The organism is Allostigmatella hybrida, assembly GCF_020103775.1.
Classification (GTDB): Bacteria; Myxococcota; Myxococcia; order Myxococcales; family Myxococcaceae; genus Hyalangium; species Hyalangium aurantiaca.
In genome coordinates this window covers 221,487-243,227 of the sequence record NZ_JAHXBH010000005.1, presented here as the reverse complement: position 1 = coordinate 243,227, position 21,741 = coordinate 221,487, and the positions used below count along the sequence as shown (strand labels likewise).

16 protein-coding genes are annotated in these 21,741 nt (G+C 71.2%); 10 read left to right on the top strand and 6 right to left on the bottom strand.

What is annotated here, in order from left to right; all coding sequences use genetic code 11:
- Positions 1–5: 5 nt before the first annotated feature.
- Positions 6–647 (bottom strand): hypothetical protein, encoded by a 642-nt coding sequence (locus KY661_RS11830; RefSeq protein WP_225410312.1) that lies wholly within the window; start codon positions 645–647, stop codon positions 6–8.
- Between the two features lie 51 nt (positions 648–698).
- Between KY661_RS11830 and KY661_RS11825 the strand changes: the two genes are divergently transcribed.
- The 8 genes from KY661_RS11825 to KY661_RS11790 all read left to right on the top strand — a co-directional run bounded on the left by KY661_RS11825 (position 699) and on the right by KY661_RS11790 (position 10,962).
- Positions 699–1,190 (top strand): hypothetical protein, encoded by a 492-nt coding sequence (locus tag KY661_RS11825; protein WP_225410311.1) that lies wholly within the window; start codon positions 699–701, stop codon positions 1,188–1,190.
- 74 nt (positions 1,191–1,264) lie between these two features.
- Complete coding sequence (gene bcp / locus KY661_RS11820; RefSeq protein WP_225410310.1) at positions 1,265–1,786, top strand: thioredoxin-dependent thiol peroxidase; 522 nt, start codon at positions 1,265–1,267, stop codon at positions 1,784–1,786.
- 82 nt (positions 1,787–1,868) lie between these two features.
- Positions 1,869–7,199 (top strand): trifunctional serine/threonine-protein kinase/ATP-binding protein/sensor histidine kinase, encoded by a 5,331-nt coding sequence (locus tag KY661_RS11815; protein ID WP_225410309.1) that lies wholly within the window; start codon positions 1,869–1,871, stop codon positions 7,197–7,199.
- Positions 7,200–7,293: 94 nt separating this feature from the next.
- Complete coding sequence (locus tag KY661_RS11810) at positions 7,294–7,725, top strand: hypothetical protein (protein ID WP_225410308.1); 432 nt, start codon at positions 7,294–7,296, stop codon at positions 7,723–7,725.
- A 157-nt stretch (positions 7,726–7,882) separates the two neighbouring features.
- Complete coding sequence (locus tag KY661_RS11805; protein ID WP_225410307.1) at positions 7,883–8,284, top strand: hypothetical protein; 402 nt, start codon at positions 7,883–7,885, stop codon at positions 8,282–8,284.
- 259 nt (positions 8,285–8,543) lie between these two features.
- The gene (locus KY661_RS11800; protein WP_225410306.1) at positions 8,544–9,929 is read left to right on the top strand and encodes a sensor histidine kinase; all 1,386 of its coding nucleotides are present in this window, start codon (positions 8,544–8,546) and stop codon (positions 9,927–9,929) included.
- A 129-nt stretch (positions 9,930–10,058) separates the two neighbouring features.
- Positions 10,059–10,523, top strand: coding sequence for a hypothetical protein (locus KY661_RS11795; protein ID WP_225410305.1), 465 nt, complete (start codon positions 10,059–10,061; stop codon positions 10,521–10,523).
- 55 nt (positions 10,524–10,578) lie between these two features.
- Positions 10,579–10,962: a hypothetical protein gene (locus tag KY661_RS11790; protein ID WP_225410304.1), complete on the top strand. Its 384-nt coding sequence runs from the start codon at positions 10,579–10,581 to the stop codon at positions 10,960–10,962.
- 10 nt (positions 10,963–10,972) lie between these two features.
- Here the strand turns inward: KY661_RS11790 and nagZ are convergent, their stop codons facing one another.
- The gene (nagZ, locus tag KY661_RS11785; RefSeq protein ID WP_225410303.1) at positions 10,973–12,073 is read right to left on the bottom strand and encodes a beta-N-acetylhexosaminidase; all 1,101 of its coding nucleotides are present in this window, start codon (positions 12,071–12,073) and stop codon (positions 10,973–10,975) included.
- A gap of 141 nt (positions 12,074–12,214) precedes the next feature.
- On the opposite strand from nagZ, the gene KY661_RS11780 reads away from it, so the two are divergent.
- Positions 12,215–13,432 carry a cyclic nucleotide-binding domain-containing protein gene (locus tag KY661_RS11780; protein ID WP_225410302.1) on the top strand — a complete coding sequence of 406 codons (1,218 nt, stop codon included), beginning with the start codon at positions 12,215–12,217 and terminating at the stop codon, positions 13,430–13,432.
- Between the two features lie 12 nt (positions 13,433–13,444).
- Here the strand turns inward: KY661_RS11780 and KY661_RS11775 are convergent, their stop codons facing one another.
- Complete coding sequence (locus KY661_RS11775) at positions 13,445–14,125, bottom strand: Crp/Fnr family transcriptional regulator (protein ID WP_225410301.1); 681 nt, start codon at positions 14,123–14,125, stop codon at positions 13,445–13,447.
- Between the two features lie 151 nt (positions 14,126–14,276).
- On the opposite strand from KY661_RS11775, the gene KY661_RS11770 reads away from it, so the two are divergent.
- Positions 14,277–15,800: an RIO1 family regulatory kinase/ATPase domain-containing protein gene (locus KY661_RS11770; protein ID WP_225410300.1), complete on the top strand. Its 1,524-nt coding sequence runs from the start codon at positions 14,277–14,279 to the stop codon at positions 15,798–15,800.
- Here the strand turns inward: KY661_RS11770 and KY661_RS11765 are convergent.
- From KY661_RS11765 to KY661_RS11755, 3 genes are all read right to left on the bottom strand, one after another.
- Positions 15,746–18,673: an ATP-binding protein gene (locus KY661_RS11765; RefSeq protein WP_225410299.1), complete on the bottom strand. Its 2,928-nt coding sequence runs from the start codon at positions 18,671–18,673 to the stop codon at positions 15,746–15,748. The two genes, KY661_RS11770 and KY661_RS11765, sit on opposite strands and share 55 nt — an antisense overlap.
- 82 nt (positions 18,674–18,755) lie before the next feature.
- Positions 18,756–20,855 carry a BatA domain-containing protein gene (locus KY661_RS11760; RefSeq protein ID WP_225410298.1) on the bottom strand — a complete coding sequence of 700 codons (2,100 nt, stop codon included), beginning with the start codon at positions 20,853–20,855 and terminating at the stop codon, positions 18,756–18,758.
- Positions 20,852–21,733, bottom strand: coding sequence for a DUF58 domain-containing protein (locus tag KY661_RS11755; RefSeq protein ID WP_225410297.1), 882 nt, complete (start codon positions 21,731–21,733; stop codon positions 20,852–20,854). The genes KY661_RS11760 and KY661_RS11755 overlap by 4 nt, the downstream gene beginning before the upstream one ends.
- Positions 21,734–21,741: the final 8 nt, after the last annotated feature.

The window sequence follows — 21,741 nt, the reverse complement described above, 5'->3', positions numbered from 1 at the left end:
CCGGCTCAGAGCCGGGAGGTGATCCAGAACAGCCCCAGCGCTCCCGAGCCCACCGCGACGGCGCGCTGCAGCCCGGCTACGAGCCGGGCGCCCAGCCGGGAGATGCCCTCGGCGAACAGCAGGCCCACCGCGCCCATGCCAATGAGGATGCCCAGGGCAAAGCCGGGCAGGTACGTCCACGCCGCCAGGCTCATGCTGCCGCCCATGAGCAGCGGGGGCAGGGCGAGCAGCAGCGAGCGCACGCCGCTGACGGCCATGAGGGCGCCCGCCGCGGTGCTCATGTGCCGGTGGATGTGGACATGGGGCTCGTGCGTGTGGCTCGGCAGGTGCGGGTGGCCGTGGTTCAGGCTGTTGGGGAACAGCAGGGCGGTGACGGCCAGCGCCACCAGCACCACCCCGCCGAACACCTCCGCCCAGCGCTCGAAGGCTTCGGACAGGCCCACACCCGCAAGCAGGCAGACGGCAGCCACCCCACCGAGCATGGCGGCGTGCCCACAGGCGAACCGCACGGCGGTCATGACCGCGGCGCGGCGCCGGCCGCCCTCCAGGGTTCCGAGCGTGGCCATGGCGGCGCAGTGGTCAGGCCCCACGGCATGGAGCAGGCCCTGGCCCAGACCGACAATGAATGCGAAGAGAATGGGAGGCACGTGGGCGACCCTAGTCTTCCCCGGTCTGCATGGCCAGCATAGGAGCGCGTCATGTCTTCCACTTTCCGTCGTCTCTTGCTGGTCGCGGTGGTCCTGCCGGGCGTGCTCCTGGGGCCCGGGTGTGACACGGGCGCCGGGCAGCTCCAGAAGGCCGAGGCCCAGTACGCGGACCTCGTCCAGCGCGGGGTGCACCCCCGGGACCCGGCGTACGATGCGGTGATGGCCGCCTTCGAGGCCGTGCCCCAGGACTCCAAGGGCCGCAAAGAGGCGGAGCAGCGGATCGCGGCCATCCGCTCCCTCCGGGGCTCTTTGCCGCCCCGGCCGTTGGCCACGCCCGCGGCCCCGGGGCCGGGCCTGGACGCGCTGGAGGCCCAGCGTGCCGCCTGTGCGCAACTGGCCCAGGAGCTGGGCGTGACGGAGGGGGAGAAGCGCGAGGAGGTGCGCAAGGCCCTCACGGAGTGTCAGGCGAAGCGGGTCCGGCTCGAGGCGACGTCCCACCCGCCTGGCGAGGAGGCTGGCGCACACGGCCCGGAGGGGCATTGACAGGTCTTTCCTCCGGGAGGCGACCTGGAAAGTAGTGCTTGCGCGCCCGCAGGCCCGGGATTACCACGGGCAGCATGCCCATTCCCCAAGCAGGTAGCGCGGCCCCGGGGTTCCAGCTCCCGGATCAGAACGGCAACACCGTGTCGCTCGCCCAGTTCGCGGGCAAGCACGTCGTCCTCTACTTCTACCCGAAGGACGACACCCCCGGCTGCACCACGGAGGCCTGTGACTTCCGCGATGAGTCCTCCGCGCTCCAGAAGGCGGGCGCGGTGGTGCTGGGCGTGTCGCCGGACAGCACCGCGCGGCACCAGAAGTTCGCCGCCAAGTTCAACCTGCCGTTTCCGCTGCTGGCGGACACGGAGCACACGGCCTCCGAGGCCTATGGCGTCTGGGGCGAGAAGACCAACTACGGCCGCACGTACATGGGCATCACCCGGACCACCTTCCTCATTGATCCCCAGGGCCAGGTGAAGCACGTCTGGCCGAAGGTGAAGGTGGCGGGCCACGTCCAGGAGGTGCTTGCCCTGCTGAAGGGCGAGGTGCCTGCCGGGGCCAAGAAGGCCGCCGCGAAGAAGGCGCCTGCCACCCCGCGCTAATCGCCTCGGGGGTCCTGATACCATTGCGCTCCGCCGTTGCCGCGAAGCCCTGCGGCGGGTGGGGTGTTCTGAGGAGACGGCCATGCGGGGCATCACCGGGTACGAGCTCAAGGCCCAGATCCACCGAAGCACGCGCACCCTGGTGTACCGGGCTCGCCGCCTCGCGGATGGGGCCCCGGTGGTGCTCAAGCTCTTGGGGGAGGAGTACCCCAGCCTGGAGGATGTCACCCGCTTCAAGCGCGAGTACGAGATTGGCCGCAAGGTCTCGGGCGCGGGGGCCGTGGTGGTGCTCGGGCTGGAGCCCGTGGGCAACAGCTGGGCCATCGTGATGGAGGACTCCGAGGCCCTCACGCTGCGGGCCCTCCTGGAAGAGCGCCGGTTGTCCCTGGAGGAAGCGCTCCAGTGGGGCATCGGGCTGGCCGCCGCGCTCGCCGCGGTTCACCGGCTGGGCGTGCTCCACAAGGACGTCAACCCCTCCAACATCGTCCTCGAGCCGCTTCGGCGGGAGCCGCGGCTCATCGACTTCGGGCTGGCCTCGGTGCAGATCCGGGAGACCCCGAGCCTGCTGCATCCCCACCACCTGGAAGGCACGGTGCGCTACATCTCGCCCGAGCAGACCGGGCGGATGAACCGCGTCATCGACCACCGCTCGGACCTCTACTCCCTGGGGGTGACGCTCTACGAGATGCTGACGGGGCGCGTCCCCTTCGCCTCCGTGGACACGGTGGAGCTCGTCCACCTCCACATCGCCCAGCGGCCGCTGCCGCCCCGGGAGGTGGAGCCCGCCGTCCCGCTTCCCGTCTCGGAGGTGGTGATGAAGCTGCTCGCCAAGACGGCGGAGGACCGCTACCAGAGCGCGCTCGGGCTGAAGCGGGACCTGGAGGTGTGCCTGGAGGCCTGGAGGGCCCACGCCCAGGCGCCCGGACTGGGCCTGGAACACTTCCTGCCGGGCCAGTACGACTGCGCCCCCGGGTTCCAGCTTCCCCAGAAGCTCTACGGGCGGGAGGTGCAGGTGGAGGGGCTCATGCGGGCCCTGGACCGGGGGGCGCGGGGCCAGGCCGGGCTGGTGCTGGTGAGCGGGGAGTCCGGCATGGGCAAGAGCATGCTCGTCCACGAGATGCAGGGGCCCGCCCTGGAGCGGGGCATTCACTTCCTGCCGGGCAAGTTCGAGCAGCTGCAGCGGGACGTGCCCTATGCCCCCTTGCTCCAGGCGTTCTCCGACTTCGTCCGCCGGCTCCTGACGACGAGCGAGGCGGAGCTGGGCCGCTGGCGGCAGCGGCTCACCGAGGCCCTGGGCGAGAACGGCCAGGTGATTGTCGATGTGCTGCCCCTGCTCGCGCGGGTCATCGGTCCGCAGCCGCCCGTGCCGGAGCTGTCCTCCCAGGAAGCCCCCCTGCGCTTCAACCTCGTCTTCCAGCGCTTCGTGGGCGCCCTCGTCTCGGAGCAGCACCCGCTGGCCCTCTTCCTGGATGACTTGCAGTGGGCGGACCACCCCTCGCTCCAGTTCATCCAGATGCTCCTGACGGAGTCGGGGCTCCGGCACCTGCTCATCGTGGGGGCCTACCGCGAGGACGAGGTGGGCCCCGCGCACCCGCTGCGCGGGATGCAGAAGTCCCTGGAGGAGGCGGGCGCGCACATCACCGTGCTCCGCATGGGCCCCCTGGAGCTCGCGCACGTGGAGCAGCTCGTCACGGACACGTTCCACGGCGCGGCCGGGCGCACGGAGCCGCTGGCCCGGCTGCTCTGGGACCGCTCCGGGGGCAATCCCCTCTTCATCGGGCAGCTGCTGCGGGCGTTGTACGAGGATGGGCTCATCGGCCTGGCCCCGGGCGAGGACGCGTGGACGTGGGACCTGGAGGCCATCCGGGCGCGGGGGCTGACCGACAACGTCGTCGCGCTGATGACCTCCAAGCTTCAGCGGCTGCCGGGGCCGACGCGGCAGGTGCTGGAGCTGGCCGCCTGCCTGGGCAACCGGTTCCCGCTCCGCTCCCTGGCCATCGTGCTCGGGTGTGCCCCCGGGGAGGTGGAAGCGCGGCTGGCGCCGGCCATCGCGGAGGACCTCATCCTGCCCCTGGACAGCGAGGAGCGCGCCTACCGGTTCTTTCACGACCGCGTGCAGCAGGCCGCCTACTCCCTCATCTCCCCGGAGGACCGGGCGGCGCTGCACCTGCGCGTGGCCCGGATGCTGCTGGCCCGCGAGGCGCCCGAGCAGTGGGAGGAGCACCTCATCGAGCGGGTCCACCAGCTCAACCTGGGCCTGTCCCTGGTGACGGGCGAGGCGGAGCGGTGCGAGCTGGCGCGGCTCAACCTCCTGGCGGGCCGCAAGGCCAAGGCCTCGGCCGCGTTCGAGCCCGCCCTGCGCTACTTCTCGGTGGGCCGTTCGCTCCTCCCCGAGGATGCCTGGACCCGGCACTACGCCCTGTGCCGCGACCTCTTCATGGAGGCCATGGAGACGGAGTACGCCAACAGCCGTCTCGAACGGGGGGATGAGCTCTCGGAGCTGCTGCTCGAGCGGGTCCGGGATCCGGTGGAGAAGGCACGGGTGTACGAGGTCCGCATGGCCTCCTGCGTGATGCGCAGTGAGATTCACCGGACCATCGAGGATGGGTACCAGGCCATGTCCCTGCTGGGCCTGGAGCTGCCCCGGAACGTGGACCTGCCGGTGCTGCTGGAGCGACTCGCCCCGGTCCAGGCGCTCCTCGAAGGCCGCAGCCAGGACGAGCTGTTGAACCTGCCGCCGATGACGGAGCCCCGGTGGCTGGCGCTCTGTCAGCTCTCCATGACGATGATCTCTGCGCTGTACTCGCAGAACGCGCTCTCCGCGCTGACCGTCTCCATGGAGATGCTGAAGCTGTGCCTGCTGCATGGCAATGCGCCGGAGGCCCCCTCGTTCTATGTGGATTACGGGGTCATCCAATCGTCCATCCTGGACGACATGGCCCGGGCCAGCGAGCTCGCGGACCTGGTCCTGGCGCTGCAGGAGCGGACGAACCTGCGGCGGCTCAAGTGCAAGGTGTACCTCATCACCTCCATCACCATCCTGCATTGGAAGCGGCACCTGCGCGACACGCTGCCGCCGCTGCAGGTGGCCATCGAGGCGGGGCTGGAGACCGGGGACATGGAGTTCCTGGCGTACTCGGCCAGCTTCTTCTCCCTGCATCAGTTCTACGCGGGCCTTCCGCTCGACGAGGTGCTGCAGCAGACCGAGCGCTCCCTGCAGCTGATGACGGCCCGGAAGCTCACGGCGGGCGCCTACATCCTGCGCACCCTCCGGCAGACCCTGCTCAACCTGATGGGCCGCTCCCGGGAGACCACGCGGCTGGTGGGGGAGTCCTTCGATGAGGCGCGGGAGCGGGTGGATCTCGAAGCGTCGGGCTCGGGGTGGGGCCTGTCCTTGCTCTACCTGAAGCAGGGCCTGCTGGCGTACTTCTTCCGGGACCGGGCGCGCGCGGCCGCCCTGTCGGAGGTGGCGGAGCCGCATGTGACGACGCTGGTGGGCCAGTTCCCCTACCTGCTCTTCCATTTCTACCAGTCGCTGGCGCTGCTCTCGGCGCATGGCGGCGCGTCCGAGGCGGACCAGGCGCGCTTCCTGGCCCAGGTCGAGAAGAACCAGGCGCGCACGAAGCACTGGGCGGAGCATGCGCCGGTGAACTCGCTGCACCGCTACCTGCTCGTGGAGGCGGAGCGGGCGCGGGTGAGGGGAGACCGGCTGAGCGCGATGCAGCTCTACGAGGAGTCCGCGGCGGAGGCCCGGAAGCAGGGCTTCGTGAACGAAGAGGCCCTGTGCCACGAGCTCGCCGCGGAGTTCCTGCTGTCCATCGGCCGGGACCGGCTGGCCCGGGACAGCCTCCTGGAGGCCGCGGGGGCCTACCGCCGCTGGGGGGCCGAGGCCAAGGTGGCCGACCTGGAGAAGCGCTACCCCGTGGCCTTCGCCCGGAGCCGGGCCCTGCCCCGGGTCCACAACCCCCTGACGAGCACCTCCTCCAGCGGCGGGGGGGATCTGCTCGACCTGGCCACCGTCATCAAGGCCGCGCAGGCCATCTCGGGGGAGATTCTCCTGGACCCCCTGCTCGAGCGCCTGATGCGCATCGTCCTGGAGAACGCGGGGGCGCAGCGCGGGCTGCTCATCCTGGTGCGCGGGGGCACGCTCGTCATCGAGGCCGAGCAGGCGGTAGGCTCGGCGTCCGCGGCCCGGCTCTCCTCGCCCGTGGAGGGCAGCGCGCTGCTGTCCCCGGCCATCGTTCACTTCGTGGCGCGCACGCGCGAGAGCCTCGTGCTGGACAACGCCTCGGCCGAGGGGCTGTTCACGCAGGACCCCTACGTGGCCGCGCACCGCCTGCGCTCCGTGCTCTGCGCGCCGCTCATCAGCCAGGGCAAGCTGGTGGCCCTGCTCTACCTGGAGAACAACCACGTGGTGGGCGCCTTCACCGAGGGGCGGCTGGAGGTGCTGCGCCTGCTCTCGGCGCAGGCCTCGCTGTCGCTCCAGAACGCGCTGCTCTTCGCGCAGATGGAGGAGTACAGCCACACGCTTGAGCAGCGCGTGGAGGCGCGCACGCGCGAGCTGCAGTCGAAGAACGAGGAGCTGGGCCGGGCCATGCGGCACCTGCGCGACACGCAGAAGCAGCTCGTGGCCCAGGAGAAGCTGGCCTCGCTGGGCACGCTCACCGCGGGCATCGCCCACGAGCTGAAGAACCCCCTCAACTTCATCAACAACTTCGCGGAGCTGGCCCTGGAGTTCACCCAGGAGCTGTCCAAGGCCATGGCCTCCCCGCCCACCCCCGCCATCCGCCAGGAGCAGGACGAGGTGCTCGGGCACCTCCAGCAGAACGTGACGAAGATTCGCGAGCACGGCCGGCGCGCCAACCACATCATCAACGGCATGCTGTTGCACACGCGCGAGCTGTCGGGCCGGCGCGCCTCCGCGCACCTGAACGCCGTGCTCGCCGAGAGCGTGGACCACGGCTACCTGGGCTTTCGCGCCAAGACGCCCGGCTTCGAGGTGGACATCCAGGCGGAGTATGACCCCGAGGTGACGGAGGTGGACATGGTCGTCCCGGAGCTCAGCCGGGTGTTCATCAACGCCGTGGACAACGCCTGCTATGCGCTGCGCCGCAAGAAGAGCGTCCTGGGCGCGGCGTTCTCGCCGCGGCTGGCCGTGCGCACCCGGAGCCAGGGGGACTTCGTGGAGGTGCGGCTCCGGGACAACGGCACGGGGATTCCCAAGCACCTGCTGGGCAACGTGTTCAACCCCTTCTTCACCACCAAGCCGGCCGGCGAGGGCACGGGGCTGGGGCTCTCGCTCAGCCATGACATCGTCGTGGGCGGGCACCAGGGCCATATCCGCATGGAATCCCAGGAGGGGGAGTTCGCCGAGCTCATCATCGAGCTGCCCAAGCGCGCGCCAGCCCTTTGAGTTCTGGGAAGACTGGGCTACCTATACCGTCCAGCTTGGGCCGGACATGGCCCTTCGCCCCAGCCAAGGCGCTGGGCTCCCTGGGAGAACTTCGATGGCCGATCACGACGCAAACAGCACGCCCGATGGCAAGAAGCTCCGGCGCCCGGTGGAGGTGGTCCGCGCCGAGCTGCTGGCCGACAAGGACGTGAAGGAGCAGGCCCGGCTGCTGCAGCTGCCGGTGGAGGCCTACGTGGAGAAGATCCTCGACTACGCGCTCCACCCCCAGAAGCCGCCCCAGATTCAGATCGTCCCGGACGAGGCCCTCAAGGCGCAGGACCCCTCCATCCCCACGGTGGCGGAGATTCAGACCCACCTGGAGAAGGTCATCAGCGGAGAAATCGTCATCAGCCCCGCGCAGATGCGCGACGGCTTCAGCGAAGATCGCACCCTCGAGCGCTACCAGTCGGCGCTCGGCACGGCCAACGACCAGCAGGGCACGCCGGTGGATCCTTCCACGGTTCAGAAGAAGCCCCCCCAGTCCTGAGGGCCCCCCCCGCGCCAAGTCCCTGAGTTCCGGGGACTTGGCGGAAGAAATGGGATTTTAATCCCGGGAAGCAACCGATCAGGGGTGGGTGCGATAATCCTTTTGTAAGCCTCACTTGAGGGCCGCACGGCGGCTCTCCACGAAAAGGACATCAACCATGGGTGGCATCGGCAAGGCTCTCGGCAAGGTCATCGACGTCGTCAAGCCGTTCATCGCTGCGGTCAATCCGATCGCGGGTCTGGCGCTGGGCCTGGCCGGCGACCTGATGCAGGGCAAGAACCCCCTCCAGTCGCTGCTCGGCGCGGCGACGAGCCTCATCCCGGGCGGCGGCGTGCTGAAGAACGCCCTGGGCGCCTTCGGCGGCTCCGGCCTCCTGGATGGCGCGGGCGGCAACAGCCTGCTCAGCGGCGCGCTGAACCTCGCCACGGGCAAGGGCAAGTTCACCGACATCCTCGGCGACTTCGTGAAGGGCGCCGGCGCCGGCGGCCTGAGCAAGCTGGGCCTGGGCAACGCGGCGGAGCTGACCGCGCAGCGCTTCGCCTCGACGCTGCTCTCGTAATCCAGACGACACCGTCTCACGCGCGGGCCCGGGAGGATGTTCCTCTCCGGGCCCGTGGTGCTTTGCGGGCCCCGCCAGGTTGCCTGGCTGCTGGGCCCCGGGGCCCGTCCGGAAGGCCGGCTCGCCAAGTGGGGGCAGCCGAGCCGCCGAGCGCTGTGCTCCCCGCTGTTTCACCCCTGTGGGAGCAAGGGGACATTACCACCCTGTGGGTACGCCAGCGCGTGCGAGGGCGATTCTGGATGTTCAACAGGTACCCACCATGCTGCATGACTCCACAGATGCCACGCTGTTGCCCTCCCTGCCCCCCGATGTGCTCCAGGAGGTGAAGCAGGAGGGGCTGCCCCGCACGTTCCAGCCGGGCGAGCCGCTCTTCGCCGAGGGCTCGCGGGACTATGATTTTTTCGTCCTTCTGTCCGGGGAGGTCCGCATCACCCAGCGCGTGGGGGATGAGGATCAGGTCCTGGGCGTCTACCGGCCGGGCGAGTTCGTGGGGGAGCTGGCCCTGCTCTCGGGCGGCCCCGCGCCGGTGACGGGGCGGGCCGTGGGCGCCGTGCGGGTGCTCCAGGTGAAGGCGGACACGTTCCGCCAGATGATGGCCGTGTGCTCCCCGCTGGCGAAGTTCGCCGTCCAGGGCATGGTGGCGCGCCGCCAGGAAGTCGAGGCGCAGGTGCGCCAGCACGAGAAGCTGGCCATGCTCGGGCGCATGGCGGCGGGGTTGGCGCACGAGCTGAACAACCCGGCGGCGGCGGCGCGGCGCTCGGCCCAGCAGCTCCGGGAAAAAGGCCTCGCGGCGCACCACCAGGCCCTGGCCTATGACAGCCGCTTCACGGACCCGCAGCGCGAGGCGCTCCTGGAACTGGTGAGTGAGCTGCAGGCCTCGCCCCCCAAGCCCCTGGATGCGCTGTCCCAGAGTGACTTGGAGGATGCGCTGCTCGAGTGGCTGGGCATTCACGGCATGAGCCAGGCATATGGCCGGGCGGCGACCTTCGCGGCGGCGGGGGTGGACCTGCCGCACCTGGAGGTGCTGGGGGCCTCGCTGGAGGGGCCGGTGCTCGCCGCGGGGCTGGAGTGGCTGGAGACGCTGCTCTCCCTGGCGCAGCTCGCGGACGTGCTGGAGGTGGGCACGGCCCGCATTTCGTCGCTCGTCTCCGCGGTGAGCCAGTACACCTACGTGGACCGCGAGGCGCCCCAGGAGGTGGATGTGCACACCGGTCTGGAGGCCACGCTGGCCATGTTCGCGCACCGGTTGAGCGGGGGCGTGACGGTGCGGCGCGACTACGACACCACCCTGCCCAAGCTGTGGGCCCACGGGGGGGAGCTCAACCAGGTGTGGTCCAACCTCATCGAGAATGCCCTGGATGCGATGCAGGACCAGGGCACGCTGCGCGTGAGCACCCGCCGCCGGGGCGACGAGGTGTACGTGGAGATTGGCGACAGCGGCCCGGGCATCCCCGGGGACATCGTGGGGCGCATCTGGGAGCCGTTCTTCACCACCAAGGCGATGGGGCAGGGCACCGGGCTGGGGCTGGACATCGTCCTGCGCATCATCGAGCGCCGCCATGGCGGGCACATCCACGTCGAGTCGGCGCCGGGCAATACCTTCTTCCGGGTGGAGCTGCCCCTGAAGCCCGAGCTGCCCCACTGACCGTCTGCTGGGTGGGAGAGCGGCCGGCCTGACGAGGGACGCGCTGGAGGCTCGATGGGTGGTTGATGTGCGTCCAGGTGACCATTCCTTGAAGCAAGAGGGGGCTCGGATGCTCCCGGGGAGATGGACATGAACCGCAAAAGCATTCGTGGATGGGTGGGGCTGGGCGGGCTGGTCACGGCGACCCTGCTGAGCATGGGGTGTGGCCGGCTTCCGGAGTCCGGTGGCGCGCAGCCGGATGCGCCCAGGATGAGCTTCTTCAAGACCCAGCTCCATGGCGTTTCCCCGGAGACCTACAGCGACTATCAGCTCCCGCGGGACCGGGGCTTCAACGGCACCATCGCCGATGTGGGCTCGAGCATTGATCCGCGCACTCCGGAGAAGGAGGGCATGCCGGAGCGCACCCTCCAGGTGGATGTGACGGGGCGTCCCGCGCCGGCCACCCCGCTGAGCGCCGCCATGGAGGGCACCGGGGGCAGTGGCAGCGCGGGCAGTGGCGAGGGCTCGAGCGACCTGGGCTGGCGCGCGCGCCGCGGGCAGGAGGCCCCCTCGTTCACCGGCTTCGGCAGCTACAAGCTCCCGTTCAGCCAGTGAGGGGCCACGGGCGGCACATTCTCGGACGGACAACACCCATCAGGAAGGCATGCACATGAACGGCAAAGGCATTCGGAAGTGGGGACTGCTCGGAGCACTGGCCGCGGCCTCGGCGCTGGCCCCCGCGTGCAATGAGAATGGAAGGATCAAAGAGGGCACGGACAACGAGGGCGTGGCCAACACCTCGCAGCCGCTCGACACCTTCCAGGACAAATCCGCCACGGGCGGCTCGGGGGCCGCTGGCGAGACCGCGCCCGCGGCGCCACACGAGGCCTGGGGCATTCATGGAAACCAGAGCGGCATTGGCGCGCCCGGTTACTCCTCGCCCCGTGAGGGCACGGAGGGCTCGGACCTGTACAGGGACGAGCCGGTGAAGGGCGAGTCCCTCAACGAGCGCAAGCCCTCCCGCGAAATCGAGGGCCCGGGCGCGGACAACTGACGCGGCGCGCCTACGCCAGGCGCTCGGTCGGATCCCTCCCGGTGAAGTGACTGGCGAGCCCCTCGGCCAGCGCGCGGTGGGCGCTGTCGCCGAGCGTGGCGAGCCGGTCCTCCGCCGGGTGGACGAAGCGGGCCTCCAGCTTCGCCAGCCGCCGGTGGGCCTCGGCGATGCGCTCGCGCGGCACCCGGCCGGACTCCACGGCCTTCACCAGCGCCTCGATGGCCCGCCGCTGCACCGGGGCGCTGTGGCACACCAGGAACAGGTCCACGCCGGCCAGCGTGCCCTGCACGGCGGCCTCTTCCACCGAGTAGTGGTCCGCGATGGCCTTCATCTCCAGGTCATCGCTGACGAGCACCCCGTCGAAGCCCAGCTCCTCGCGCAGCACGCCGTGGAGCACGCGCCGGCTCATCGTGGCGGGCAGGCCCGGCTCGATGGCCTCGAACAGCACGTGCGCCGTCATGAGCGAGGCGAGTCCCGCCTGGGCGAAGGCCTGGAAGGGCACCAGCTCCACGCGGCGCAGCCGCTCCAGGTCATGCGCCAGGCGCGGCAGGGTGTGGTGGCTGTCCGTGGTGGTGTCCCCGTGGCCCGGGAAGTGTTTGCCACAGGAGGCCACGCCCCCCGCCTCCAGCCCCCGCGCGAGCGCCACGCCCAGCCGGGCCACCGCCTCCGCCTCCCGGCTGAAGCTCCGGTCTCCGATGACCGGATTGGCCGGGTTGGTGTCCACGTCCAGCACGGGCGCGAAGTCCCAGTCGAACCCCACCGCGCGCAGCTCGTGCGCGAGCAGCTGCCCCGCCCGCATGGCCAGCGTCTCGTCTCCCCCCTGGCCCAGCTCCCTCAACGGGGGCAGGGTGGTGAAAGGTGTTCCCCGGAGCCGGGCCACGCGGCCCCCCTCCTGGTCCACCGAGAGGATGAAGGGCCGGTCCGCCCGCGTCTTGATGTCCCGGCAGAGCTGGGCCGTCTCCGGGGCGGAGCCGACGTTCCGCTTGAAGAGGATGGCGCCGAAGATGCCGTCCTTCATGAGGGCGGCGAAGTCCGCGTCCACCCGCGGCCCGGGGAATCCCACCATGAACAGGCGGGCACAATCACGGTAGAGCGCTGAGGAGGGAGTCACTCCGCATCCTTTCTATTTTCACGCAGGGTGGCAGAGCTGTGAGCCGGCTCACAGCCAAGTTTGGAAAAAGGGGGCACACTGCCGGGCATTGGACCGCAATGAGGCCGGGAACCACATCGTAGACTCAACGGGGGAGACACGATGAAGGACACGCTTCGCCAGTACAAGGACCGGGCCGCCGAGCTGTTCTCCCAGGGCAACCTGGAGGGTGCGCTCTCGGAGTACCAGAGCGTCATCGAGTCGGCCCCCGACGACGCCACCACCCGGCAGCGCGTGGCGGAGCTGCTCCAACTGCTGGGCCGCCGTCAGGAATCCCTGGCCACCTACGAAGTCCTGGCGGACGTCTGGGCCCGGCGGGGCTGGGTGCTGCGCGCCCTGGCGCTGTGCAAGGCCATCCTTCAGATCGATCCCACCCATGCGCGGACCCAACACCTGCTGGAGGCCTTGCATGCCCAGCAGCTGGAGACGCCCCTGATGCAGCCCCCCCTGCCCCGGCCCGCCGAGCCCCGGCCCGCCGTGTCCGAGGCGCCCGTGTCGCTGGGCCGGCGGCCCCGCATCCCCATCTTCTCCCAGCTCAGCGGCAGCGAGTTCCTGTCCCTGGTGGGCGACATGGAGCTGCGCGTCTTTCCCGCCGGGGCGACCCTGGTGGAGCAGGGGCAGGCCTCCAGCTCCATGTTCGCCATCGTCGAGGGGAGCGTGGGGCTCATCCGCCACTCCCGCTCCGGGGGGCCGCGCACGGTGGCCTTCATGGGCGAGGGGGACCTGTTCGGCGAGCTGGCGCTCGTCACCGATGGGCCGAGCCGTTCGAGCGTCCAGGCGCTCGAGCGCACGGTGGTGCTGGAGCTGACCTCGGACCGGGTGGCCCAGCTCCTCCGGCGCGCGCCCTCCGTGGGGCAGATGCTGCAGACCTTCCACCGGGAGCGCCTGCTGTCGAACGCGATGAGCACCCACTCCCTGTTCCGGGGCCTGTCGCGCGAGCAGAAGGAGGCGATGACGCGGGACTTCCAGCTCTGCTCGGTGCCTACGGGCAAGGTGCTCATCGAGCAGGGCCGTCCGGTGGAGGCGCTGTACCTGCTGCTCCATGGCCACTGCCAGGTGGTGCTCGATGAGGGCTCCGAGGACGAGAGCCTCCTGCCGCCGATGGAGGCGGGGGACGTGTTCGGAGAAATCTCCATGCTGCTGAGCGTGCCGGCGACGGTCACCGTCCGGGCCGCCTCGCGCTGCACGCTGCTGCGGCTGGAGCGCGACGCCTGCGAGAGGCACCTCTTCCATCAGCCCGGGCTGCGGGAGCTGCTCACGCGCATCGCCGCCGAGCGGCTGCACCGCACCTCCCGCTCCCACGCGGCCGCGCCCCGGTGAAGGGGGGCGCCGCTAGCCCAGCTCCCGGTGGAACTTCTCCGGGTCGAGCAGGGTGATTTGCCCGGACTCGTATTCCAGCATCCCCTCGCGGACATAGAAGCGCAGCCACTTGTTGGTGCTCTCCCGGGTCAGCCCGCAGAGGTTGGCCAGCTCCGACTGGGTGAGCCGCTGCCGGATGGCGACGCCCCGGGGACGGGGCTCGCCCTGGTTCCGGCTCAGGTCCAGGAGGACGCGCACCAGGCGGGTGCGCGCGTCCAGGAAGGTGGCGTCATGCACGTGCTGGGTGACTCGCCGCACCAGCCGGCTCAGGGTGGCCAGCAGGCTCCGGGCCACCTGGGGGCGGCTGTCCAGGAACCGGTGGAAGTCCTCCCGGCGCAGGCTCAGCAGGTGGGTCTCCTCCCGGGCCACGGCGTGGGCCGAGCGGGGCTCCCCATCCAGCAGGGACAGCTCGCCGAACACCTCCCCGCTGCCCAGCAGGGTGAGGATGACCTCCTTGCCCTCCGGGGAGTGGAGGCGGATGGCCACCTGGCCCGTCTGGACGATGTAGAGTTCCGCGCCCTCGTCACCCTGCTGGAAGATGACGTCTCCCTTGGAGCAGTGCCGGGGGTGGAGCAGGGCGGACAGCAGCCCGAGCTCCTCGGGCTGGAGGTTCTCGAAGAGGGGAATCCGGGCCAGCAGGGGTGCGTACGACAACAGGTCTCTCCTCAGCCCACGGCCCGGCGGTTCCCGGGCAGCCTATCACGTCTCTTTCGCCTGCCAGGCGGGCATGCAAGGGATTCCCTTCTCCAGGGCCCTTCCTGATAGCCTCGTTTCCGGGCCAGCATGGTAAATAACCGGGCCAGTTATGCACGAAGCGCTCCAACTCCTTCTGTCCGATGGCGTGATTGATGATGTGGCCGCCCGCCTCAAGAGTGGCAAGGAGGCCGACGTCTATATCGTCACCCAAGGGGGACAGTACGTCGCGGCGAAGATTTACAAGGAGCGCTCGCAGCGGAACTTCAAGAACAACTCGGGCTACAAGGAAGGGCGCATGGTCCGCAACAGCCGGACCCAGCGCGCCATGGACAAGGGCAGCCGCTTTGGCCAGGCCGCCTCCGAGGAGGAGTGGAAGGCGACGGAGTCCGAGGCGCTCTCCAAGCTGTTCGCGGCCGGCGTGCGAGTCCCCTCCCCGGTGATGTTCTACGAGGGCGTGCTGCTGATGGAGCTGGTGGTGGACGCCGAGGGCCAGCCCGCGCCGCGCCTCGTGGATGCCACGTTCAGCAACGCCGAGGCCGCGGAGGACTACTACCGGGACCTGCGGCAGCAGGCGGTGCGCATGCTCTGCTGCGACATCATCCATGGCGACCTGAGCGCGTACAACATCCTGCTGGGGGCCCACGGGCCCACCATCATCGACTTCCCTCAAATCGTCTCCGCGGCGGCCAACAGCCGGGCGGAGTTCTTCTTCAATCGCGACCTGGAGAACCTGCGCCTGTTCTTCTCCGGCTTCGCCCCCAGCCTGAAGGGCCGGACCGGGGACGCGGCGGAGATCTGGAAGGCCTACGTGCGGCGCGAGCTGACGCCGGACTTCGAGCCCAGTGGCCGCGCGGCGCCCGGACTCCGGGGCTCGCGAGACGGGGGCCGCCCCGGTGGGCACCGTCCTCCCCGGGAGGGAGGGCGTCCGCCGTTCCGGGATCGCCGCCCCGCGCCCGTGCAGGAGGTGGCGGCCGCCGCGCCCGTGCCCGCGCCCGCGCCCGCGGAGGTGGAGGACGAGTTCGCGCTCCTGCGGCAGGGCGGCGGCGAGCGGCCCAAGGTGGCCCAGCAGAGCGCCCGGAATGGCAAGGGCGGCGAGCGGCCGCACCGGCAGGGCCCCGGAGGCCCCCGGGGCGGTCCTCCCAACCGTTCCCCGGGGCACCGGGGCCACGAGCCGCGCTCCCCGGGCGGCGCGCCCCCTCGTTCCCATGAGTCCCGTCCAGCGGGAGGCCCGCCGCACCGGCCCTCCGAGGCCCGGCCTCCCAGCGCCCATCCCGCGGAGGCAGGGGCTTCCCGGCCCGCGGACGCGCGGAGCGTTCGCGGGGACCGCCGCTCGCCGTCCCATGGCGCGGGCCGTTCCTCGGGGCCTCCGGGCGGAGGCCGTCCGCCCCATGTGGGCCCGGGCGGAGGCCGTCCGCCCCACGCGGGCCCGGGTGGAGGCCGTCCGCCCCACGCGGGCAAAGGGGGAGGCCGTCCGCCCCAGGCGGGGCAGGGGCCCCGGGGCGAGCACTCCCAGGGCTCGCGGCCGCCTCCCCGGCCGGGACCCGGACAGGGCCGGCGCGGGGCCTCGCCCGCGGTGTCCTATGTGTCCCGCGTGAACGAGCCCGCCGCGGATGGCTCCACCGAGGAGTCCTGAGCGGAAGGCCCGGGCGCCTCAGGGGCCTGAGGGGGCGCGACGGGCAGCGTCACCGTGAAGGTGGCGCCTTCGCCCAGGACGCTCTGGGCCTGGATGCTCCCGCCCAGGGCCTCCACGATGGTGCGGGTGATGTAGAGCCCCAGCCCCAGCCCGCCGTAGTGGCGCTCGGAGACGGCGCGCTCGAAGCGGCCGAAGATGCGCGACAGGGCCTGCGGGGCAATGCCGATGCCCTCGTCCCGGACGTGCAGCCAGGCCTGGTGCTCGCGCAGTTGCAAGCCGACGTGGATGGGTTTGCCTGCGCCATACTTGATGGCGTTGTCCACGAGGTTGGTGACGACCTGCTCCAGCCGGAGCCGGTCCCAGTGGCCCACGACGGACTCCTGGAGGTCCAGCCGCAAGCTTGAGCCCACCCGGGCCGCCTCGGCCTCGTAGCGCCCGGCCACCTCCCGGATGAGCGTGTCCAGCTGCACGGGCTCGGGCTCCAGCCGGAGCCGTCCCCCGGCGATGCGCGTCACGTCCAGCAAGTCACTCACCAGCTCCGAGAGCTTCTTCACCTGGCGCATGCCGATGACGAGGTAGTCCTCCACGGAGCGCCGCAGCGGTGAGTCGGGCTGGCGCTTCACCTCGCGCGAGAGCATCTGCAGCTTCAGGCTCAGCGGGGTGAGGGGCGTCTTCAGCTCGTGGCTGGCGATGGAGAGGAACTCGTCGCGCAGCTGGATGGCCTCCTGGGCCTCCCGGTACAGCCGCGCGTTTTCCACGGAGAGCGCCACGCGGTGGGCCAGCTCCCCCAGGAACTCCCGGTCCTTCGCCGTGTACCGCCGGCCCGAGCGCGTGGTGAAGAAGCTGAGCACGCCGAAGGCCTGGCCCCGGACTACCAGCGGCACCGCGATGAAGGAGCGCGGCTGGATGGCCCGCATGAGCTGCGTGTGCTCCTCGCCCTGGGCGGCCGCGCGGAAGCTCTCCGGGGCGAGCTGCTCGATGAGCAGCGGCTGCTGTTGCAAGAACGCCTGCAGGGCGGGATGGGCGGTGGAGCGCTCCAGATCGAGGGTGTAGTGCTGCACGGGGCGCGCGAGCTCCGCCTCCTCCGGGGAGGCGGTCGTTACCTCGACCCGGCGGAACGTCCCATCCGGTTGCCGCATGTCCACGAGGCACCAGTCGGCCAGCTCGGGAACGGTGAGCCGGGCCACGTTGCGCAAGGTGGCCTCGTAGTCCAGCGAGGAGGACAGCACCGCGCCGGCCTCGGCCAGGAACCGCGCGTTGGCCTCCGCGCGCCGCCGCTCCGAGACGTCCAGCACCGTGCCGGTGAACCGCACGGGCCGCGCCTGCTCATCGAAGAACACCCGGCCGTGAACCGCCACCCAGCGCTCCGCGCCGCCCTGGGCGCCCGGGGTGCGGTACTCGATGCGGAAGTCTCCTCCGCCCGAAGGGGTGAAGGCGCCAGCCAGTGCCTGCTCGAAGCGTCCCCGGTCCTCCGGATGCACGCCCGCGCGGAGGGACTCCAGGTTCAGCGCGGCGTCCGGAGACAGGCCGAAGAGCTGCCGGCCCCGCGCGTCGCACTGGTAGCCGCCCGTCACCAGGCCCATGTCCCAGGTGCCGATGGCGGCCGCGGTCACCGCGATGCGCAGGCGCTCCTCGCCGTGGCGCAGCGCCTCCTCGGCCCGCCGCTGCTCCGTCACGTCCCGCTGGATGCCCCAGACCGACACCAGGTGCCCCGCTTCGATGACGCCGGCGAGGTTGTTGAGGAACACCCGCGGCTGCCCCTCCTGGGTGACTTCGTGGGACTCCGCCGACTCCAGCCGGTAGCCCCCGCGGATGAAGGCCTTCAGGTACTCCCGGTTGTGCGGATCCTCCGGCACGAGCAGCTGGGAGAGCCGGGTGCCCGTCAGCGCCTCCGCGCGCTCCTGGCCATACATGCGGGCCATCGCGTCATTGCACTCGGCGATGAAGCTGTGCTCCAGCATGGCGTCCACCTGCGCGTCCTCGGGCAGGTTCACCGGCAGGGGGCGGGTCTCGACGCGGAAGATGCCCTCGGTGCTCTGGCTGACGAAGTCCTGGTATTGCTCCTTGCTGCGCTTCAACTGGGCGTTGAGCTCCTGCATCCGCTGGCGCGCGAGCACCGGCTCGGAGCGGTCGAAGGCGAAGCACGCCACCCCATCGATGTGGCCATGCACGTCCCGGGTGGGCTGCAGCACGAGGTCCAGGAAGAACGCCTTCGTCTCGCCGCCCTCCTGAAGGAACGTCCACGGCGTTTCCCGTCCCGTGTAGGGCGCTCCGGTGGCGTAGACGCGGTCGAGGAGCGCGGGGAGGCCCTGGGGCACCGCCTCGGGCACGGCCTCGCGCAGGGGCTTGCCCAGCAACTCCCGCTGGCCGAACAGCGCGCTGCTCAGGGGGTTGGACAGGGTGAAAGTGTGCTCCGGACCCTGGAAGCGGGCCACGATGGCGGGGGCCTGCATGAGCAGCGCATGAAAGCGCGCCTGCTCGGCTTCGGACGTGGCACGGGCCAGGCGCTCGCGCTCCAGCAGGGCTTCCCGCTCCTGGTTCGTCCTGCGCAGGCTGGTGTTCAGCCGCGTCATCAACAGGGACAGCACCACGAAGACGCTCAGCGCCACCCCGTCTCCCGGCGTCACGCGGAAGGAGTGCGCGGGGGCGAGGAAGAAGCTGTCGATCGCCAGCACGGACAGCCCGATGCTCAGCACGGCGGGCCCCCAACCGCCCCACCAGCCCGCGAACATCACCGCCAGGTAGAAGAACAGGAAGGGGCTGGTGGACATGAACGGCCAGGCGAGCCGTTGCAGGACGAGGGCCAGGGCAGTCGCCAACACCGCGATGCCGTACCGGCCGGACGGAGAAGCCGCGAGGTAGCGAGGGCTCATCGGCATGGCGTTCCCAATCGCTGCGGCCGGGGGCATTGCCGCCGAAGGACACCTTGCGGGCGCCCTGGGGTGAAATCAACCGCTAGCTGCGCAGCAGTGTGCCCTCCAGGAAGAACGCCGCGCAGGCAGCCACGATGAGCCATGTCCACAAGGGCACCTGGGGCCGCTCCGCGTCGCCGCTGGAGGCGGTCACCGTCTCCTCGCCGAAGTAGGCGGTGAGGGTCTCCTCCGGGACGCGCGTCAAGTCACTCTCGGCCGGATCCAACGTCACCGCGAAGGCGAGCGCGGGCAGCGCCTTGCCATCGCCTCCCAGCACCGTGTACGTGCCGGGCTCGGCCAGGGGCCCCACGGACACCGCCCCGTCCTGCTGCGCCTTCACGGAGAGCTCCGTGCCCTCGGGCGAGCGCACCCCCGCCAGGGTCTGCCCGGGCTCTGGCCGCAGCACCGCGCTCTCGCCCACGCGCACGCGCTGCTCCTGGCGCTCCTCCAGCGAGCCGGTGAGGTACGCGGCGAAGCGCTGCATCAGGGGCAGGAAGCTGGTGCGGATGGAGAAGTCGCTCCAGTCCCGGTCCACGGTGCTGGTGAAGAGCGCCACGCGCCCCTTGCCCCGCCGGGCCACCGCCACCGCGGGCGCCCCGTCCTCGTAGGTGGCCAGCACCTGGGTGGCGCCGGGCGCGGCCGGGCTGTCGGCCTCCAGCAGCATGTACCGGTAGAAGCGCGCCCCCACCAGGCCCTCCTCGGCGCGGCCGGTGAAGGGGGCGAACAGCGGGTGCTCCACTTCGATCTTCGCCAGCTTCGCGGACTTCGTGTCCGCGTCGGGGTCCTCCCGCTCCGCGCTGGTGCGCACCAGGCGCAGGGGCCGGGGCAGCAGCGCGCCCAGCCGGGCGTTGTAGGCCTCCGGGTCCACCCGGTCGCCCATGCTCACGAAGAGGCCGCCGCCCGCCTCCACGAAGGTGGAGAGGCGCTGGGCCTCGTCCGGGCCGGGCGCGGGCACGTTGAGCAGCAGCACCACGTCATAGGCGGAGAAGTCCTCGCGCAGGCCCGCCTCCGCGTCGCGCACCGCCACCTCCACCGGGGAGCCCGGGGCGCTCAGGGCCGCCTCCACGAAGAAGGCCTCGTCCCGGTAGCGCGTGGCGTGGGGCGCGCCGTTCACCACCAGCGCCTTGAGCGCCCGGGGCACGGGCAGCACGAAGCCGCGCCGGTCATCCTCGGGCAGCGCGTCCGGCGCGAGCGTCACCGCGCCCTCCACCGTGCCGCCTTGCGCAAAGCGCACCGTGAGCGCCTTCTGCGCGGTGCCGTGGGCGGGCACGTCCACGAAGCCCTTGGCGAGCACCGTCTCGCCCGTGCGCACCGCGGCCTCCAAGTCCTTCAGGGCCTCCGGGCCATGGTTCTTCACCGTGAAGGTGAACTGGAACGAGCGCGGCCCCGCCTGCAGCGCGGGCTCCACCTTCAGGTCCACCAGCGCGTGGTTGGGCAGCGCCTCCCGGTCCTCCGCCACGTTGCGCAGCACCACCTCGGGGCGCACCGCCGTGCCCGTGGGGCCCTTCACCGTGGGGGGCGGGGCCTCCAGCCGGAACGCCGAGGCCGCCATGTCCGAGATGAGCACCAGGCGCTTGCCCGGCATGGGGTTCTCCTCCAGCGCCCGCGCCGCCAGGTCCATGCAGCGCCCCAGGTCCGCGGTGCCGTAGGTGGGCTTCGCCTCGTCAATCATTCCCCGGAGCCGGGCCCGGTCGAAGCCCAGCGGCGGGGGCGCCGAGGGCGACGCGGTGCACAGGAGCACCGTGGAGGGCTCCTCGGGCAGCAAGTCCCCCAGCGCATCGCGCGCCTCGTCCCGCCCGCGCTCGAAGAGCGAGGTGCCCTGCGCCCACCGCATGGAGAGCGAGGCATCCAGCACCACCGCCGTGGCCGCCGGGCCCTTGGCCGCCGCCGCGGCGGCCGCGTCCCGCCGCAGCTCGGGCCGCGCCAGGGCGAGAGGAATGGCCAGCAGCACCAGCGTGCGCAGCGTGTACAAGAGCAGCCGCTTGAGCTTGAGCCGGCTCGCGGTGCGCTTCTGGCTGCGCAGCACGAAGGCCATGGTGGGGAAGGGGTGGGGCCGGGGGCGGCGCCGGTCGAACAGGTGCACCAGCACGGGAATGAGCGCCCCGAGCGCGCCCAGCAGCATCCACGGGTTACCGAACGTCACCGCCGTCTCCCCCGCCGCCCCAGGAAGCGCAGCAGTACCTCGTCCAGCCGCTCATCGGTGCGCACCAGCTCGTAGTCCACGTCCGCCTCGGCGCACGCGCCCTTCACGCCCGCGAGGAACGCGCCGAACTCCTCCAGGTAGCTCTCCTTGATTTCGCGCGGGTTCACCTCCACGCGCCCCTCGCCCTCCATGTCCAGGAAGAGCGTCGGGTCATCGAAGGGGAAGGTGAGCTCCGCGGGGTCCACCACGTGGAAGAGCACCACGTCGTTCTTGCGCTGGCGCAGCGCGAGGATGCGCTTGAGCGCATCGCCCCGCTCGTCCAGCAGGTCCGAGAGCACCACCACGGTGGAGCGGCGCGGCAGCACCTCGGCCAGGTGGTCCGCGGCGCCGGCCAGGTCCGTGGGGCCCTGGGCGGAGGCGTGCTCCAGCGCATCCAGCAGCACGTTGAGGTGCCCGGCGGAGGCGCGCGGGGGCACGTCCTTGAAGACGCCGCCGGTCATCACCGCCAGGCCCGCCGCGTCCTGCTGGCGCACCAGGAGGTAGCAGAGCGCGCCCGCGAGCGTGGAGGCCACCTCCAGCTTGGAGAGCGCCCCGCTGCGGTAGCCCATGGAGGCCGACGCATCCACCACCATCACCGAGCGCAGGTTCGTCTCGTGCTCGAAGCGCTTGACGTAGTACTTGTCGAACTTGCCGTAGGCCTTCCAGTCCAGGTGGCGCAGCTCGTCGCCGGGCGCGTACTCCTTGTGCTCGGCGAACTCCACGCTCTGGCCCTGGTGGGGGCTCTTGTGCAGGCCGGAGAGCACGCCCTCCATCACCGCGCGCGCGCGCAGCTTCACCCCCTGCAGCCGCGACAGCGTCTGGGCATCGAGCAGCGCCATGGACGTGG